We start from the raw sequence: 16,675 nt of genomic DNA on the forward strand, positions 1-16,675 counted from the left end.
GTCGCCTCAAGGAAATTTTGCGAACCGGGGAACCCGCCTCAATGGCCGCAGCACAGCTAAGCCCTTGCCGCATCAAGGAAAAACGCCGCTGGGTACGACGACCCACGTCAGGGCGAACTGTTTATGCTTATGTCAATGGCAACCCACTGATGTATACCGATCCCTATGGGCTGTGGCGATGGGGTGATCCGATCAATCAGGGTGTTGTGGATTTTGCCGCTGGTTGGGGGGATTCCTTGACGTTTGGTGGAACTAGTTGGGTGCGAGAGCAAATGGGCACGAACGGCGCAGTTGATCGTTGTTCGAGTGCCTACTCAGGAGGTCAAGGTGTTGGTGCTGTGCATGGGCTTGCGGTGCCAGCAGGACGTATCGGCTATGTAGTGCAATCAAAGCGCATCTCGAGTGCGGGACTGTCTGCTGAGGCATCCGTGGCGGCAAGAAATGCCCTGAAGGATTACTACAGAGGGCCACTTGCGAATGTGCTACGTAACTGGCACTCGGTGACTTACAAAGGGCTTGTCGCAGCAGGGAAGACAGAAGCACAAATTATTTCTGGCGCTGGAAGAACAAGCGTTCCATGGACAGTTGGAATTGTTGGCGCAGGTACGGGTGCAACAGTACAAAGAGCTAGTCAGATTGGAGGTGGCTGTGGATGCAGCAACTGAAATATTAGTGAGGAGATTTTCGCCAACCAATACCTTGCGACAGCCCGTGTTCTCATTTAATCCTGATTCTGGATTACTAGCGGGTCCCCTGGAAAGTTCTCATGCTAGTGGTTGGTTGATTGACAATGAATGTGTGATATCTGGCGCCAAGCGAGCTATCTTCTTTGAAGATGATGAGGAGTACATAAGCATAGGAGATCGCGTTTTTAGGATAAGAGATGAAGGATTTAGGCTGGCCCACAAAAAAGGATTTTTTATTTCGAAACTGATGATCTCTGATTTGCTAGGTAGTGCCTCTATAACCTATATAACTCCTTGGTGGCGTTATTTGTGGGATGATGGAAGTCATACGGATTTGCAGTTTGCATTGGAATATTTCTCACGGCAGTGGCTTGAAAAGTCACGAAGAAGGGTGGCTTCTATGTGAGAGAAAAAATTATTACACTGTATATATATTTTTTGGATATTTTCATTGGTGTCTCTAGTTTTTTACATCTTTTCTCTTGGAGTGGAGGTGGGTCTTCCATCTCTTTAGGGTTGTCAGGTGTCGGCCCATGGTTTGATAGGGGGTATTCTCTTTTGGATATTTTCGGTGCGCTCTCCTGGAAATAGGCGCTAATTTGGCCATAGGTAGTGGGGGTGGTCAGTTAACTTGTGGGTGCTAGAGATGAGATGGCTATTTTATTCCGGGGTGTGGCTTTTAATAGTTGCTGTTGTCGGGGTGGTTATTAGTTATCTTTTTAAGATAAATTTTTGGTTTGCTAGTGGGGTAGTTGCTGTTGCTCTTCTGATTAATGGGGTTATTGCTGATTGGGAGGACAAGGATATGTAAAAAATCTTGTTTAACTTAAGCAGCGCATGGTGCTGAGTAATGGTGGCGTGTGATAAAGAAGCCAAGATGAATGCACGCTTCAAGAACTGGAGCTTTCTTCCTGTCACATGGGTTTTGAGATGTGAGAGTTTTGAACTGGATATTGATGCGACCTGGGCGGTTAATGGTTTGGATGAAAATTTGAATCAAATATATTGTAATTAATTTTATGAAGCGTGATGATATCAACTGGTTGCTTGATAGGCTTGATGGGTCTGGATTTGACGATGAATATGATGCAATAAAAAAGTTGCGGGCATTAGGGGAGGGGCTTCCTGCGCTTCTTTTGGAGAAATATAGGAATTCTAAAAAAAAGGGGCAAAGGGCATCTTGTGTATATAATTCAATTAGATATGCAAGATACTCTCAAGTGGCCGTTGATCTCGGAATTGAAGCGTTGATTGATAAATCATATCCGGTCAGGTATAGGGCTTGCATGTTATTGGCTTACTCCTTAAATTTGAACTCTTTGAGTGCGTTGAGGATTGTTTTCGATAAAACTTCACATCAACAGACGAAGGGCGACTTGTTGGCGGCTATTGATGCTATCAAAAATAATAACAGCAATTATTTTTTAGATAGAGATCATTCTGGGAATGTGATTTTGCGAGTAAATTGACTTTCCAAAAATCTCTTAGCTGTTTTTCCTTTCGCACAATTCAAGGAAAATATTTCTTATGCGCCATATAAAAGGTAATGGGCGGGGGCTACTCCCTCAATACCGACGACCCCGGGCCGGAAGAAGGCATGCCGCCGGATTGCCAAGTATGCGGCAACGGCAACGTGGGCACGGGCGGCAATGCCACGGCCCTGGCCAGATTTATTTATGAGTGTGGCTTTCAAATTCAGGTGTTAACCCTGTTATTGCTGCGTGGCAGCCTGATTCAACTAAGGTGTTAGGCGGAATGGACGGGTACTGGTTCACCTCAAGTTTGTTCCTGGTTGAGCCGGGAAGGGATGGGGAGGTCAATCCTGGCAGTTGCGGGCGGCAGCTTGCTGCTTGGCTTAAGAAAAAGCTTGAGTGGCGTGGTTACAACGTCGAGCCGATCATTACCGAGGACTGGGGCTATTGCCTTATGCTTTCCCGTGATCCTTTTTTGTTATGGGTCGGCTGCGGTTATGCTGAGGATTCAGTGGCGGATGATCCAACCAATGGCGAAATCACTTGGCACTGTTTTTCTGTCGTGGAGATTCCATTCATCAAGCGTCTCTTCGGCAAGCCTGACACAAGCGCCGCGCTTTCGAGGTTGGATGCGGACTTGTGGGCCATTCTTAGTGCGGAGCCCGCGATTACGCTAGAGATGATTCCGTAGGCTTGCTGCCTGACAATTCGTTCAGGCCGATTCCGATTTGTAGTGTTGATATTTATAGCAATGAGATCTTTCGAGCAGTTGCGGTCAGATGGGTGCAATATCGATGAAAAATAGACCGAATAGCGTTTTGCCACGACTCTGCATTACCGTATCTTTGTGGCGAACACAGTAATTTCCTCGCGGTCGTGGTAAAGCTGCCGGGCGCGGATGTTCAACGGGGTTTGCGCTTGGCGTTCGAAGAGTTCCAGGCACCGTTGCGTTTCCAGCCAGCGCTTTTTCATCGGCAGTTTGAGGTTGAACAGCGCTTGCCGGCACCAGCCGCGGGCGAACCATTCGGCCATCCGTGCGGCGACACGCGCCGGTTGTTCCACCATGTCGCAGACCATCCAGTCGAGCGGTTCGGCGGGGTGCCAGCCGAAGCCATCCGCGCGCAGATGCGTCACTTGTCCGGTATCGAGCACGTGCGGGCGCAGTGGGCCGTTGTCGATGGCGGTGACGTGCAGGCCGTGGCGGGTCAGTACCCAGGTCCAGCCGCCGGGGGCGGCGCCGAGGTCGGCCGCGCGCATGCCGGGGCGGAGCAGGTGTTCGCGCTGGCCGGCATCGAGCAGGACGAAGAGGGCTTCCTCCAGTTTCAGCGCGCTGCGCGAGGGGGCGTCCGGGTGCATTCGCAGGCGGGGAATGCCGAGTGGCCACGGCGAACTGTCGGCGGGATCGGCGCGGGCGAGAAAGGCATGATCGCCGGCGACGAAGCCGACGTGCAGCCGTGGCAGGCGGGCGTCGTCTTGCGCGCTCAACAGTCCGGCTTTGCGCAGGGCCGGGCGCAGGGCATTGCCGAAGCTGCGGGCGAGGCCGGCCAGGGGTTTGCCGGTGTCGGAATCCGGGTGTTCGACGACCAGGCCACCAAAGTGTTCGCCGGCCGTCGCATGCAGGGTGGCGAGCATCGGCGCGATGCGGTCGCGGGTGGGCAGGCCGCGCAATTCGGCCAGGATGCGCAGTTTCTGCCGCGCGAACACGAGGTCGCGCCAGGGCGGGGCGGCATCGAGGCCGGCGGGGTCGTCGGCATGGAAAACCACATGGCCACTGCCGCGTTCGGTGCGGGCATGGCCGGCGAAACCGGCTTGGGCGGCGCGTTCGACCAGTTCGGCGGCGAGATCGGGTTCGAAGCCGGCGCGGCACCAGCAGAGCCATCCGCTCACGCGCGCTGTGCCCGCATCAATACGCCTCGCCGCGATTGCCGTAGTCGCGCAGCACCGCGCACGCGGCATCGCGGTGGAGGTCGCGGGCGACTTCCATGCCGCGTGTTCGCAGCTCGCCGATCCAGTCGGTGGGCAGCGGGCCTTCGTCGAATTCGGTCAGGGCTTCGACATCCTCGCTGCGTGCGCCGATCAACAGGCGGTCGATGCCGGCCCAAATCGTCGCGCCGTAGCATTGACAACAAGGTTGCGAGGAAGTGGCCAGTGTCATTGGGCCGTGGCGGGTGCCGTCGTCGTTCTCGTTGAGACGGGCGCGTTGCAACCGTTGCTGGGCCAGCATGAAGGCCATCGTCTCGGCGTGCGCCACCGAGCAGCTCTGCGGCAGCACGCGGTTGACGCCGATGGCGATCAATCGATCGTCCGGGCCGAACACCGCGGCGCCGAACGGGCCGCCGCTGCCGGCCTCGACGTTTCGGCGCGACAGTTCGATGGCCAGCGCCACTTTCGTTTCATCGCCAGGATAGGCGCTATCGAAGGAAAAATCGTGAACCCAGACCGGCAAGGTCAGATGCAGTTGCAATGGCAGCATCAGGGGCCGCCAATGAGGTTGCTGGCGGCCTTGCACTGGCCCTGCGCGCAGGTGCAGGCGCTGATCTCGGGGAAGCCGCAGGCGCCGGCCTTGCCGGTCTTGCGGCATTGTTCGGCGACGGCCTCCGGATCGACCTTGGCCGTGACGCTGACGCAGGCCGGGTAGTAGCCACAGCAGTTGCCGACGTTCTTCACGGTGCAATCGGCATCGGTCTTGCAATGGGTGTCGGGCTTGGCCGGCGCGCCCAGCACGGTGCGCGGCGGCGGGCGGTCGAGCGGGTTCTGCCGGGCGGCGGCGGGTGGCTCGGCCCTGGCCGGCGGTTGCGGGGCGCAGGCGGCGAGGAGGGGCTGAAACAACAGGATCAAGAGGATGGCGAAACGTCGCATGGTGGAACTCCGTGGGGGATGACGGTTCCTGAAGTGCGAGGGCTAGGCTTTCTGCGTCCAGGTATCGCGCAGGGTGACGGCGCGATTGAAAACCGGGCGTGAAGCCGTGTGATCGCGGCGGTCGGCGATGAAATAGCCGGTGCGCTCGAACTGGAAGGATTGCTCCTGGGCGGCATCGGCGGCGGCGGCTTCGACGAAGCCGTTCACCACCGTGCGGGAGGCCGGGTTGAGGTAATCGCGATAGGTCTTGCCTTCGCTGTCGTCATCCGGATTCGGCACGGTGAACAGGCGGTCGTAGAGGCGGAATTCGGCGGGTACGCCGGTGGCGGCGTCGACCCAGTGGATCGTGCCTTTGACCTTGCGGTTGGCGCCTTCCATGCCGGGGCGCGATTCCGGGTCCAGCCAGCCACGCAGTTCCACGACCCGGCCGGTGTCGTCCTTCACCACTTCGTCGCAACGCACGATGCCGGCGCCGCGCAGGCGCACTTCGCCGCCCGGCACCAGCCGTTTCCAGCCCTTGGGCGGGATGTCGGCGAAATCCTCGCGGTCGATCCAGATCGTGCCGGAAAAGCCGATTTCGCGGCTGCCCATCGATTCGTCCTTGGGGTGGTTGCCGAAGCGAAGGGTTTCGCGGTGGTTTTCGGGCAGGTTGGTCAGCACGAATTTCAGTGGGTCGAGCACCGCCATCCGTCGCGGCGCGCGTGCGTCCAGGTCTTCGCGCAGGGTGTTTTCCAGCACCGTGTAGTCGATCAGCGAATTCTGCTTGGACAGGCCCAGCCGCGAGACGAACAGCTTGAGCGCCTCGGGCGTGTAGCCGCGGCGGCGGATGCCCTGCAAGGTGGGCATCCGCGGGTCGTCCCAGCCATCCACCAAACCTTCGTTCACCAGGGCCATCAGCTTGCGCTTGGACATCACGGTGTAGTCGAGGTTGAGCCGGGAGAACTCGATCTGGCGCGGCTTGGCGGCTTCGTTCGGCAGGCCCTTCGCGGCCAGCGGGGCGAGCAGTTCGGGCCGCTCGTGCAGCCGCACGTTGTCCACGCACCAGTCGTAGAGCGGACGGTGGTCCTCGAACTCCAGCGTGCACAGCGAATGGGTGATGCCCTCGATGGCGTCGCCGAGCGCGTGGGCGTAGTCGTACATCGGGTAGATCGGCCATTGGTTGCCGGTGTTCTGGTGTTCGACGTGTTTGATTCGGTAGATCGCCGGATCGCGCAGGTTCATGTTGGGCGAGGCCATGTCGATCTTCGCCCGCAGCGTGCGCGCGCCATCGGCGAATTCGCCCGCGCGCATGCGGCGGAACAGGTCGAGGTTTTCCTCCACCGGGCGGTCGCGGTAGGGCGAGGGGGTGCCTGGCTCGGTCAAGGTGCCGCGGGTGGCGCGCACTTCATCGGCGGAGAGGTCGCAGACGAAGGCCATACCGTCCTTGATGAGCTGCTCGGCGGCCAGGTGGTAGACGCCGAAATAGTCGGAGGCGTGGCGCAGCTCGTGCCAGTCGAAGCCGAGCCAGCGCACGTCCTCCTGGATCGCCCGCACGTATTCGGGATCTTCCCTGGCCGGGTTGGTGTCGTCCAGGCGCAGGTTGCAGACGCCGCCGAATTCCTCGGCGATGCCGAAATCGGTATGGATGGCGCGCACGTGGCCGAGGTGCAGGTAGCCGTTGGGTTCGGGCGGGAAGCGGGTCTTGACGTGGCCGTGCTTGCCGCGGGCCAAGTCCTCGCGGACGATGTTGCGGATGAAGTCGGTGCGTTCGGGCGCGGCGGCGGAGGTGTCGGTCATGGGGCGGAATGGGCGAAAACTCGCGCCAGTTTACCGCTATGCTGGCCGGCCCCATGCAGGCTGCGGCGATGCGCACGGTCTATCACGCGATCCATCCGATCAATGCCCATCTGGTCAAGCATGCGCTGGAGGATGCCGGCATCCCCGCCTTCGTGTTCGGCGAGCATCTGATCGGCGGGATGGGCGAACTGCTGGCTGGCGCGTTCATCGAGGTGCGGGTGCCGGATGAATGTTTGGAGGCGGCGCGCGCGCTGGTCGCCGCGCTGCCGATGGAGACCGGTATCGAGCCCGCCGATGATCGGGACGGGGACGACGACGACGCCCCGGGCGAAGGCTGGTTGCGCGCATGAGTCCGCCGCCCGCCGCCGACGCCGCTGCGCGCCGGCTGGCTTTCGCGCAGTTGCTCGTCGGCGCGGCGATCATCGGCACCAACGGGTTGATGGTGCGCTTCGCCGATACGCCACCGACGGTCTCGGCGTTCTGGCGGATGTTCCTGTCCGGGATATTGCTGGCGCTCTTGGTGCACTTCCGGCATGGCTGGCAGCCGCTTTCGCGGAAGGCATGGCTGTGGATCGCGCTGCCCTCGGTGGCCTTCGCCGCCGATCTGTGGATGTGGCATCGCAGCATCCTGATCGTCGGCCCCGGGCTTTCCACCCTGCTGGCGAACGCACAGGTGTTCTTCATGGCGCTGGCCGGCGTGATGTTCTTCGGCGAACGGCTGACCCCGCGTTTCGTTTTCGGTGTGGGGCTGGCATTCTTCGGCCTGTGGCTGCTGCTGGGGGGCGATTGGGCCACGCTGCCCGAGGAATATCGCTGGGGCGTGTGGCTGGGACTGGCCACCGGCATCGCCTATGCCGCTTACAACATCGGCATCAAGCGTTCCCAGGCCGAGGCCGCGCTGGGCGCCAAGCGCGCGCCGGTGGAACAGGTGCTGTGCCTGGCGTCGTTTGGTTCCGCTTTTTTCCTGGGCTTGATGGGTGTGGCCGAGGGGGCTTCGTTCGCCATTCCCTCGTGGCGGTCGTTCGCCATCCTGCTGACACTGGCGGGCATCGGCCATTGTCTGAGTTGGATATTGATCTCGCGCTCGATCGCGGTGCTTTCGGTCGGCATGGTCGGGCTGTTGCTGCTGTTCCAGCCGATGGTCGCCTACCTGTTGGACGTGATCCTGCTCGATCACCCCACCAATCCGCGCCAATGGGCGGGGCTGGGCGTGACCCTGGCCGGCATCTTCGTCGCCGGGTTGAAGACGCGGTTGCAGCCGGCGAAGGGTTGGAAACCGGGCGCCACCCAGGCGAACGATGATTGACCCCGGCCGTGGCCCCGCGACAGGGCCGGCGAAAGGCGCGGCCGGCCGGCACAGGCAGCGCGCACCCGGGCGACTCAGCCGGGAAGTAGTTCTGACGCCAGTTGCCGCAGCGTGATCGCGATGTCTCCGAGCAAGGGGGCCATGGTCGAGCTGCGGCGCCAGACCAGCGCGATGCGGCGGGTCGGCACTTCGTCGGAGAACGGCAGCAGGCGGAGGTGTTCGGGCTGGGCGATCGGCGGGCGCACCGCCAGTGTCGGCAGCAGGGTGATGCCGGCGCCGGCCGCCACCATCTGCCGCAGCGTTTCCAGGCTGGTGGCGCGGAAGCCGCTCTTTTCCTGGGCGCCGGAGAGGCGGCAGACGTTCAACGCCTGATCGCGCAGACAGTGCCCGTCTTCCAGCAGCAGCAGGCTATGGCGATCCAGGTCGGCCAGCGTCACTGCATTGTGCGGCGCGAAAGGGTGGCTTTCCGACACGGCCAGCACGAAGGGTTCGTCGAACAGCGTCTCGGCGTGCAGTTGGTCGTCGTGTACCGGTAGCGCCAGCAGAGCGGCATCGATCCGGCCCTCGCGCAGTTGCGTGATCAGCGAGTCGCTCTTTTCCTCCACCAGCAGCAGTTCGAGGCGGGGGAAGCGCGCCTGCAAGGCCGGTACCGCGTGCGGCAGGAAATAAGGCGCCAGGGTGGGGAAGGCGCCGAGGCGCAGCGTGCCGGATTCCGGGTCCTGCCCGCGGCGGGTGAGGTCGCGCATCGAGTCCACCTCGGCCATGATCGTATGCGCCCGCGCCACCACCTCGCGGCCGATCGGCGTCAGCATCACTTTGCGCGGCGCGCGCTCGAACAGCAGGACGCCCAGTTCATCCTCCAGCTTCTTGATCTGGGTGGAAAGCGTGGGCTGGCTGACGAAGCATGCCTCGGCCGCTTTGCCGAAATGGCGGTGGTCGGCCAGCGCCACCAGATATTTGAGATCACGTAGGTTCATGTGGAAGCCCTCTTGGGTTCGAGGGCGTCGCCATCGATGCCGTCGTATGGCGAAGGGCCATCCGCCCTGTGCGCCGTGGTTGCGGGAGACAGCGCCGCGTGCGCGATGCCGTGGGCGGCACGAGTGGCGCGGGCGTGGATCGTCAGATCGTTGGCCGGCTCGATGCGCGGCCGGAGATGGGCGCGGTGGCGGCCCCCCGGGCTGGCCGCCGCACCGCCGTGTTGCCCGGGCCGGCCATCGATGGCGGCCAGCCCGATTGCCCAAGCGCCATCGCGCGGGCGCAATGCGCCAAGGCCGCCGCGTTGCCGCGCCATTTCGCCGCCCGATGCCGCGCGGTGCAAGGTTTCCGCGCGTGCCGGATCGGCCACGCGGAAGACCGCGCGATCGATACCTTGGCTGGCGAACGCCGCGGCGGCCATCGCTCAGGCCGCCTTGGTCTGCTCGGCTGGGGCCGAGCTGCGGATCAGGTGATCGAAGGCGGAAAGCGAAGCGGTGGCGCCCGCGCCCATCGCGATGATGATCTGCTTGTACGGCACCGTGGTGGCGTCGCCGGCGGCGAACACCCCGGGCAGCGAAGTGGCGCCCCGTTCGTCGATCACGATCTCGCCGCGTGGACTGAGTTCGATGCCGCTGTCCTTCAGCCATTCGGTGTTCGGCAGCAGGCCGATCTGGACGAAGATGCCTTCAAGCGCCAGCGCGTGTTTTTCGCCGTGGACGCGATCCTGGTAGGCCAGGCCCGTGACCTTGCCGCCATCGCCCAGCACCTCGGTGGTCAGCGCCGAAGTGATGATGCGCACGTTCGGCAGGCTCTTCAGCTTGGCTTGCAGCACCTCGTCGGCGCGCAACTTGGCATCGAACTCGATCAGCGTGACGTGGCCGACGATGCCGGCCAGGTCGATCGCCGCCTCCACGCCGGAATTGCCGCCGCCGATCACCGCCACCCGCTTGCCCTTGAACAGAGGCCCATCGCAGTGCGGACAGAACGCCACACCCTTGGCGAGGTACTGCTCTTCGCCGGGCACGTTCATCCGCCGCCAGCGCGCGCCGGTGGAAAGAATCAGCGATTTGGTCTGCACGCTGGCGCCGCTGGCGGTGGTGATGCGGAAACCGCCTTCGACCGGCTCCAGCTTCTCGGCGCGTTGCAGGTTCATCACGTCCACATCGTAATCGCCAACGTGGTTTTCCAGCGCCGCGGCCAGCTTGGGCCCTTCGGTGTGGCTGACCGAGACGAAGTTCTCGATCGCCAGCGTGTCCAGCACCTGGCCGCCGAAGCGCTCGGCCAGCACGCCGGTGCGGATACCCTTGCGCGCGGAATAGATCGCCGCGGCCGCGCCGGCCGGACCGCCGCCGACCACCAACACGTCGAACGGCGCTTTGTCGTCGATCGCCCGCGCGGCCTTTTCCGCCGCGCCGGTGTCGAGCTTGGCGATGATCTCGGCAATGCCCATGCGCCCCGCGCCGAAGGGCTGGCCATTGAGCAGCACGGTCGGCACCGCCATCACGCCGCGCGCCTGCATTTCGTCGGCGAAGGCGGCGCCATCGACCGCGTTGTGGCGAATGCGCGGATTGAGCGCGGCCATCGTGTTCAGCGCCTGCACCACCTCCGGGCAACTCTGGCAGGACTGCGAGAAGAACGTCTCGAACCGGAATTCGCTCTCGCCGCCCGCGCCTTCGAGCGACTTGATCTGGGTGACGAGGTCATCGTCCAGCTTCGGCGGGTAGCCGCCGACGTGCAGCAGCGCCAGCACCAGCGAGGTGAATTCGTGGCCGAGCGGCAGGCCGGCGAAGCTGACGCCGAGGTCGGCGTCCTCGCGGGTGATGCGGAAGCTGGGGATGCGGCTACCTGGCTCGATGTCGGCATCGCCGGCATCCTTCAGCGAGATGCGGCCGGCGCCGGCTTCGACGATGTCGCCAAGCAGTGCGCGCATCTCGTGGCTGGCCTCGCTCTGGTCCAGCGTGGCGACCAGCGTCAATGGCGCTTGCAGGCGTTCCAGGTAGGCGGTGAGTTGGGTTTTCAGTTCGGTGTCGAGCATGAGGGGTTCCTTATCGAAAGCCGGAAAACGGGTAGGCGTTGCCATCGCGCCGGTGGCACGGGAAGCGACGAGAGAGGGCTGGAAAAAAGACAGGGCGTGGACGCATCCTGCCTTCTTCCCAACCCTCTCCCCGGTGAAGGGGAGAGGGGCTTGGTGGATTTCGGCGCCGCGAACGAAGCGCTGCCCAAGGCGGTGCGGGGAGAAGCCCGGGCTTCAGCCCAGATGCCTTCAGGGCAAGCGCCCTGGCAAGGGGGCCGCGCGCGCGGCGGACGAAATCAGATCTTGCCGACCAAGTCGAGCGAAGGCTTCAGGGTCTTCTGGCCCTCCTTCCACTTGGCCGGGCAGACTTCGCCATCGTGGTTGGCCACGTACTGGGCGGCCTGCAACTTGCGCACGGTTTCGGTGACGTCACGGGCGATGCTGTTGTCGTGCACTTCCATCGTCTTGATCACGCCTTCCGGGTTGATGATGAAGGTGCCGCGCAGCGCCAGACCTTCTTCCGGGATGAGCACGTCGAACGCCTTGGACAGCGCGTGGGTGGGGTCGCCGATCAGGGCGAACTTGGCCTTGCCGACCGCCGGGGAGGTCTCGTGCCAGACCTTGTGCGAGAAATGGGTGTCGGTGGTGACGATGAACACCTGCGCGCCGGCCTTCTCGAATTCGCCGTAATGCTCGGCGGCGTCTTCGATCTCGGTCGGGCAGTTGAAGGTGAAGGCGGCCGGCATGAAGATCAGCACGGACCATTTGCCCTTCAGGTCGGCCTCGGTGACGCTGATGAAATCGCCGTTCTTGAAAGCCTGGGCCTTGAACGGCTGGACTTCGGTATTGATAAGGGACATGAATCGCTCCTTGGTGGTTGGGGGTGTGGATGGTCGCGCCACCCAGTGACAGGCAGGTTAGAAGCGATCAATTGATATTGCAAATCGATAGTTGTGATTCGTTCAATTATCTTTACCTATTGATATGATTGCCAGACGCACTGCGTCCAGGCGAGGTGGAGCGCGTTACTCGGGTCATTTCCGGCAGGGTGTCGGTCCCCCCGCCGGCCATGCCACGGTTCGTACCCGGATCGGGGGCGGGGCGTTCCGGGGCTTTTGAGGCCATACTTCCGGCCCGGTAATCGTCTGGCGGGTGGGAAGTGGGGCGCGAAGGTGCGGGTGGTGCGGGTGATGAAGCGGAAACCGGCGGGCGAGTGCGCCCGTGCCGGCGCGGCGTGTCATACCTTGGCGGCAGGCGGCGATGAGGATGCGGGTCGCTGACCGTCTGCAAGCCGCCGCCGCGCGGATCGGCCGCGAGGACGCCGAGCATCTGCTGCTGCATGTGCTGGGTAAATCGCGTGGCTGGCTGTTCGCGCATGGCGAGGACGACATGGCGGCGCCACAGGCGGCGGCTTTCACCGCATTGGCGCAACGGCGGGCGGCCGGCGAGCCGGTGGCTTACCTCACTGGCCGGCGAGGGTTCTGGACGCTCGAGTTGGCCGTCACGCCCGCGACGTTGATTCCACGCCCGGAGACCGAATGCCTGGTGGAACTGGCGCTTGAGCGCATCGCCGCCGAGGCCGATGCGCGCATTGCCGATCTTGGCACCGGCAGCGGGGCGATCGGGCTGGCGTTGGCGGTGGAGCGTCCGCGCGCGCGGATCGTCGCCACCGATTCCAGTGCCGGGGCGCTGGAGGTGGCCGTCGAAAACGCGCGAACCCAGCGCATCCTCAACATCGAATTCCGCCGGGGCGCATGGTTCGCGCCGTTGATCGGCGAACGTTTCGATCTCATCGTCAGCAATCCGCCCTACATCGAGGCCGGAGACCCGCATCTGGGCGAGGGTGACCTGCGTTTCGAGCCGGCATCCGCGCTGGCGGCCGGCGTGGACGGGCTGGACGATCTGCGCGTCATCGTCCGCGAAGCGCCGGCGCATCTCGCCGCCGGCGGGTGGCTGCTGGTGGAGCATGGCTGGCACCAGGGCGAAGCGGTGCGGGCGCTGTTTGCCGCCGCCGGCTTCGGCGACATCGACACCATGCGCGACCTTGAACAGCGCGACCGGGTGACGCTGGGACGCCGGTATTAGCGGTTATATGCCAGGGGGCAGGGGATCAGGGGGCAGGGGTCAAAAGGTCAGAGAAAACGTTGTTCGATGGTGTGCGTGGAGGGGCATCGGCCGCGTGTTTGGTGTCGAAGAGCGTATTGGCTTGTATGTTTCATACCAGACCGCCGCGGTAGAGTTTGGGAGTCGTTGAGGCGAGCGGACCGGCCCGTGCAGCCTGGTTTTGGCTTGGGACTGTGCGCCCGTCTATGAGTAGATGGCGCACGGCCGCCGCGCCGGTCTTCGTGAAGCCCGAACGGTGACGCGCCCCGGTTTGTCCGGGCGCGCATGCACAAGCAAGGGATCTGAAGATCATGTCTGTTTCCTCATTGACAGTTGTTGGCATCGATAGCATCCAGGCCATGATCGACGCCATCCGCCAGCAGCTCGACGACGTCGAGGCGCAAATGGTCGGACATGTCAAAGCGCACTACGGCGAACTGGACAAGCTGCTGCGCTCGACCAGCGGTATCGGCCCCATTGCCAGTGCCACTCTCATTGCCGAACTGCCGGAACTGGGCAAGCTCAATCGGCGCGAGATCGCGGCCCTGGTCGGCGTTGCCCCGATGGCCAACGACTCGGGCAATACCAAAGGGCGTCGGCGTATCCAGGGCGGCCGCTTCGAGGTCCGCCGCGTGCCGTACATGGCCACGCTCACGGCTGCCAGACACTCAAGACTTTCTACGAACGCCTGCTGGCCGCTGGCAAGCAGCAAAAGGTGGCCTTGGTCGCCCGCATGCGCAAGCTGCTGACCGTGATCAACGCCATGGTTCGCACCAACAAGCCTTGGGACGAATCGCTTCATGGCGCTTGACTTTCAAGACGGTTACTCATTGCTTGATCCCCCATAGGTGATAGTGCGTGACGACCATTTCAAAGGGAAGATTCGCCAGGATGGGATGGTCCTCCAGGCTCTCCATTTCGATATGGTAACGGCCGGGCGTGGGCGGGAAGATGCTTGCCACTTCCCAGGAATCGTAAGCTCGATTGTGGTAATCGAATTTACCGATTGCAATCATTTCCTTGGTGTCCATGCCAGCGCCGTTGTGCTTAGTGAACACCTCGTCGGGGTGAGGTTCGTACCATGCCTTGCTGGGCCGGATGGTTTGTTGCATCTCGTGCAGCACGACTGGAGTGCGCTCTCCCCCTTCGATACGCCAGAGCCGGATACGGATCGGGATGGGGGATTCATACAAATAGTCTGTCCGTTTTAACGAGGCAGCCTGCTCTCCGGGCGCATAGTCCTTCGTTATCGGTATGCTGAATCTGAAGCCGACCCAGACCGGCCGTAGATGATCTCCGTCCATGGCGTTGGGCAGCTCGAAATCCGCCGTGACCTTGCTGCCGGCTTTCGGCAGGTCGAAGGGTTTGATGACCGGGAAGCCGTCGCCATAGTGGGTGGCGTCCGGTGCCGGTGGCTGGACCGATTCGCTGACCGGCGAGCAGGTGGCCATACTCATCATCAATATCGATAATCCCAGTGCGCGCATGGGCGGGCTCCATGTGGGGTGGGGCTGGGGCAGCCTACACCGTTGCGCAGGCAATACTAAGAGAGGCCGATTTGATTTAAGGCCGCTGGCTAAATCTCATAAAATGCTCTGGAAGTGGAAGGTTATAAGTGGCGACCCTCAGCCCATCCGCATCGCATGGGCTTGCTGCCGCGATTGCGCCTCGGCGTCCTGCTGCTGGGCCAGTTGCCGGTTCAGTGCATCGTTCCGCCCAAGCGTTTCCTGCATGCCTGGTGCTTGCTCGGCCGTGTCGATCGTGGCGCGGTAGCCGGGCGTGTTGCCGAGGATCAGCAGCTTGTCGCCGGAGAACACGATCTGGTCGAGCTGCTCCGGTTGGCGGATACCGTTCTGCTTGGCCTGATACATCGCCTGCATGACCCGGGCATCGTCGATATCGGCGGGCGAGTCGTCCCGGATGCGCTCGAAAAGCAGACGGTCGTTGACCGGCAGCCGGGCCAGCAGTGGGTTGGCGAGCGCCTGGCCGGAAGGGTTTGTGGACCCGGCCTGCGTCTGGTTCCAGGCGGCGGTGTGCGCTTCCATGGTGTCGCGCATGGCCTGTTGGGTGTCCAGCGCATGGCGTCTGCCGTCGTGCCCAAGCAGCCCGAGCTGGCCATTGCCCTCCAGGCTCAGTTGGGCGTTGCCCAAATCGATGTCTTCCTGCGCGGCCTTCACCGCCAGCGCGCCGGCCAGTTTTTCACTGTGCGGGCCAGGTGCGATGCCGTTGGCCCGTTCCATCCGCCGCACGGCGGACAACGCGGTGGCGAATGGCAGATGACCGGGATGGGCCGGGTCGCGGAAATCCGGCGGATACGGGTCGGGCAGGTTCTCGGTGAGCTGCCGTTGCAGCCAGTCGCGCTCCGGCAGCGGGTTTTCGGTTTCCTGGTTGAGCTTGCTGTCGGGGAAAGGGGCGGGAATGCGCTGGAGGTGTTCCTTGTTGTCCAGCACCTTCACGTCGCCTTCGAAATCCGTCACTGGTCTCGGGGTGCGGTTGAGGAGCGATTGCCGGGTGGTATGCAGCCCGGCATGGTTGAGCGCGCCCCAGGTGAAATCGATGCAACTGTTGCGCAGGCCGCCGTATTCTAGGTTGAAGTAGGTTTCTTTGCCGTCCACACCCGTATCGCCATATTCCTTGAGCTTTTGGTATTGCTCAGCGGTGATTTGGAAGGTGCGGCTGTAGGCGGGGTTTTGATAGTCCTGGTACTCGTCGAGCACCACGTGGCCGGGGCCACTGGCTCCACTCTCGATGGGGGAAAAGCCATATCCATCTTTCGTTCGGCCATCACTGATCATGTAGTACATATGCCCGGCGCGGGAGCGGGTTTCCTCCTCTCCTTGTTTGATAGGAGTGCCGGGGGCAGCCAGATAGACAGTGACGGTGTAGACCGGCTCTTTAGCCGGGTTGCGTGGATGCCAGTCATCAAAGCGGTGGCTCATGGCTTGATCCCCCATATGTGGTAATGCGTGATGACCATTTCGATTGGAAGTTGCGCCAGAATCGGGTGATCTTCCAGGCTTTCCATTTCGATATGGTAACGACCAGGCGTGGGAGGTGCGATCCGGGCCAACTCCCAAGGCTGGTAAGCTCTGTTGTGGTAGTCGAATTTGCCGATTGCAATCATTTCCTTGGTGTCCATGCCGGCGCCGCGACGAACCATGAATACGTCATCAGACTGGGGTTCGTACCATGCTTTGCTGGGCCGGATGGTTTGGTGCATCTCGTGCAGCACGACCGGAATGCGCTCTCCCCCTTCGACACGCCAAAGCCGGATACGGATCGGAATGGGTTCCGAACGTAAATAGTCCATCCTTTTCCGTGAGGCAGCTTGCTCTCCAGGCGCGTAGTCCTTGGTTTTCGGTATGCTGAATCTGAAGCCGACCCAGACCGGCCGTAGATGATCTCCGTCCATGGCGTTGGGCAGCTCGAAATCCGCCGTGACCTTGCTGCCGGCTTTCGGCAGGTCGAAGGGTTTGATGACGGG

The 16,675-nt window shown here is 62.2% G+C and carries 18 protein-coding genes and 1 pseudogene; 8 read left to right on the forward strand and 11 right to left on the reverse strand.

Annotation, left to right across the window (positions count from 1 at the left end; genetic code table 11):
- The 4 genes from EBB59_RS14105 to EBB59_RS12750 form a co-directional block, all read left to right on the forward strand.
- Nucleotides 1-665, forward strand: a 665-nt coding sequence (locus tag EBB59_RS14105; RefSeq protein WP_211327755.1) for an RHS repeat-associated core domain-containing protein, incomplete at its 5' end; no start/stop codon positions are given.
- Nucleotides 649-1,092, forward strand: a complete 444-nt coding sequence (locus EBB59_RS13580) for a hypothetical protein (protein WP_211327756.1) — start codon at nucleotides 649-651, stop codon at nucleotides 1,090-1,092. The genes EBB59_RS14105 and EBB59_RS13580, both read left to right, overlap by 17 nt.
- Before the next feature lie 613 nt (nucleotides 1,093-1,705).
- Nucleotides 1,706-2,155 carry a hypothetical protein gene (locus EBB59_RS13585; RefSeq protein WP_147455596.1) on the forward strand — a complete coding sequence of 150 codons (450 nt, stop codon included), beginning with the start codon at nucleotides 1,706-1,708 and terminating at the stop codon, nucleotides 2,153-2,155.
- A 286-nt stretch (nucleotides 2,156-2,441) separates the two neighbouring features.
- A complete protein-coding gene (locus tag EBB59_RS12750; RefSeq protein WP_122102532.1) occupies nucleotides 2,442-2,849 on the forward strand; it encodes a hypothetical protein in 408 nt (135 codons plus the stop codon).
- Between the two features lie 143 nt (nucleotides 2,850-2,992).
- Here EBB59_RS12750 and rlmM read toward each other — a convergent pair whose 3' ends face one another.
- Genes rlmM through EBB59_RS12770 form a run of 4 tightly spaced genes read right to left on the reverse strand, consistent with a single transcriptional unit; the run spans nucleotide 2,993 to nucleotide 6,793 of the window.
- Nucleotides 2,993-4,045: a 23S rRNA (cytidine(2498)-2'-O)-methyltransferase RlmM gene (gene rlmM / locus EBB59_RS12755; RefSeq protein ID WP_122102533.1), complete on the reverse strand. Its 1,053-nt coding sequence runs from the start codon at nucleotides 4,043-4,045 to the stop codon at nucleotides 2,993-2,995.
- Nucleotides 4,046-4,061: 16 nt separating this feature from the next.
- Nucleotides 4,062-4,631, reverse strand: a complete 570-nt coding sequence (locus tag EBB59_RS12760) for a nucleoside deaminase (RefSeq protein ID WP_122102534.1) — start codon at nucleotides 4,629-4,631, stop codon at nucleotides 4,062-4,064.
- The gene (locus EBB59_RS12765; protein WP_122102535.1) at nucleotides 4,631-5,017 is read right to left on the reverse strand and encodes a hypothetical protein; all 387 of its coding nucleotides are present in this window, start codon (nucleotides 5,015-5,017) and stop codon (nucleotides 4,631-4,633) included. The genes EBB59_RS12760 and EBB59_RS12765 overlap by 1 nt, the downstream gene beginning before the upstream one ends.
- A 42-nt stretch (nucleotides 5,018-5,059) precedes the next feature.
- Nucleotides 5,060-6,793: a glutamine--tRNA ligase/YqeY domain fusion protein gene (locus EBB59_RS12770; RefSeq protein WP_122102536.1), complete on the reverse strand. Its 1,734-nt coding sequence runs from the start codon at nucleotides 6,791-6,793 to the stop codon at nucleotides 5,060-5,062.
- A gap of 68 nt (nucleotides 6,794-6,861) precedes the next feature.
- Between EBB59_RS12770 and EBB59_RS12775 the strand changes: the two genes are divergently transcribed.
- Nucleotides 6,862-7,143, forward strand: a complete 282-nt coding sequence (locus EBB59_RS12775; protein WP_122102546.1) for a putative signal transducing protein — start codon at nucleotides 6,862-6,864, stop codon at nucleotides 7,141-7,143.
- Nucleotides 7,140-8,099 carry a DMT family transporter gene (locus EBB59_RS12780; RefSeq protein ID WP_122102537.1) on the forward strand — a complete coding sequence of 320 codons (960 nt, stop codon included), beginning with the start codon at nucleotides 7,140-7,142 and terminating at the stop codon, nucleotides 8,097-8,099. Before EBB59_RS12775 ends, EBB59_RS12780 begins: the two co-directional genes overlap by 4 nt.
- Nucleotides 8,100-8,173: 74 nt before the next feature.
- On the opposite strand, the gene EBB59_RS12785 is transcribed toward EBB59_RS12780, so the two are convergent.
- From EBB59_RS12785 to ahpC, 4 genes are all read right to left on the reverse strand, one after another.
- Complete coding sequence (locus EBB59_RS12785; RefSeq protein ID WP_122102538.1) at nucleotides 8,174-9,076, reverse strand: LysR substrate-binding domain-containing protein; 903 nt, start codon at nucleotides 9,074-9,076, stop codon at nucleotides 8,174-8,176.
- Nucleotides 9,073-9,495: a hypothetical protein gene (locus EBB59_RS12790; protein ID WP_122102539.1), complete on the reverse strand. Its 423-nt coding sequence runs from the start codon at nucleotides 9,493-9,495 to the stop codon at nucleotides 9,073-9,075. The genes EBB59_RS12785 and EBB59_RS12790 overlap by 4 nt, the downstream gene beginning before the upstream one ends.
- A gap of 3 nt (nucleotides 9,496-9,498) precedes the next feature.
- Nucleotides 9,499-11,109: an alkyl hydroperoxide reductase subunit F gene (gene ahpF, locus EBB59_RS12795; protein ID WP_122102540.1), complete on the reverse strand. Its 1,611-nt coding sequence runs from the start codon at nucleotides 11,107-11,109 to the stop codon at nucleotides 9,499-9,501.
- A 275-nt stretch (nucleotides 11,110-11,384) separates the two neighbouring features.
- Nucleotides 11,385-11,948: an alkyl hydroperoxide reductase subunit C gene (gene ahpC / locus EBB59_RS12800; RefSeq protein ID WP_122102541.1), complete on the reverse strand. Its 564-nt coding sequence runs from the start codon at nucleotides 11,946-11,948 to the stop codon at nucleotides 11,385-11,387.
- 406 nt (nucleotides 11,949-12,354) lie between these two features.
- Here ahpC and prmC point away from each other — a divergent pair, with 406 nt between their 5' ends.
- Nucleotides 12,355-13,173: a peptide chain release factor N(5)-glutamine methyltransferase gene (gene prmC, locus EBB59_RS12805; RefSeq protein ID WP_281273252.1), complete on the forward strand. Its 819-nt coding sequence runs from the start codon at nucleotides 12,355-12,357 to the stop codon at nucleotides 13,171-13,173.
- A gap of 344 nt (nucleotides 13,174-13,517) precedes the next feature.
- Nucleotides 13,518-14,002 (forward strand): annotated as a pseudogene (locus EBB59_RS12810) (transposase); the annotation flags it as partial.
- A 16-nt stretch (nucleotides 14,003-14,018) separates the two neighbouring features.
- Here EBB59_RS12810 and EBB59_RS12815 read toward each other — a convergent pair.
- The 3 genes from EBB59_RS12815 to EBB59_RS13930 form a co-directional block, all read right to left on the reverse strand.
- A complete protein-coding gene (locus EBB59_RS12815) occupies nucleotides 14,019-14,678 on the reverse strand; it encodes a hypothetical protein (RefSeq protein WP_147455597.1) in 660 nt (219 codons plus the stop codon).
- A 138-nt stretch (nucleotides 14,679-14,816) separates the two neighbouring features.
- Complete coding sequence (locus EBB59_RS12820; RefSeq protein ID WP_147455598.1) at nucleotides 14,817-16,130, reverse strand: XVIPCD domain-containing protein; 1,314 nt, start codon at nucleotides 16,128-16,130, stop codon at nucleotides 14,817-14,819.
- The coding region (locus tag EBB59_RS13930) for a hypothetical protein (protein ID WP_122102545.1) at nucleotides 16,127-16,675 on the reverse strand (549 nt) is incomplete at its 5' end. The genes EBB59_RS13930 and EBB59_RS12820, both read right to left, overlap by 4 nt.

The organism is Solilutibacter pythonis (assembly GCF_003697345.1).
GTDB classification, from domain to species: domain Bacteria; phylum Pseudomonadota; class Gammaproteobacteria; order Xanthomonadales; family Xanthomonadaceae; genus Solilutibacter; species Solilutibacter pythonis.